Below are 305 nucleotides of genomic sequence, written 5' to 3'. Positions count from 1 at the left end.
CAGATGTGCTTAATAATTTATCAATTAAGTCTTGAATCCGCAGATTTCCTTTGTTGTAGAGTGCCTCCATCACTCCAAACTGACAAACTGTCAGTCCGTATTTTTTGATTGTTTCTAATTCTGATTTTGCGATAGTATTAGCTGCTCTGCGAAAGACGACTAGACTGTGAAGTGCATGCTTGTTCTCGTTTAAAGATTGTTCAACAGTTCTCATGAGAATATTTTAGCAATAAATAGTTCGGTTATCAAGCAAAAAAGTTAGATCCTATATTCATAGGTAAAGTACTTTCTATAGCTGGAGGAGC

1 pseudogene is annotated in these 305 nt (G+C 35.7%); it reads right to left on the bottom strand.

Annotation, left to right across the window (positions count from 1 at the left end):
* Positions 1-214: pseudogene (locus C1E99_RS15370) on the bottom strand (MarR family transcriptional regulator); the annotation flags it as partial.
* Positions 215-305 lie beyond the last annotated feature (91 nt).

The organism is Streptococcus suis (assembly GCF_002964045.1).
GTDB lineage: Bacteria > Bacillota > Bacilli > Lactobacillales > Streptococcaceae > Streptococcus > Streptococcus suis_U.
Note: the sequence above shows the minus strand (reverse complement) of the source record. Positions and strands in the feature narration are given on the sequence as shown.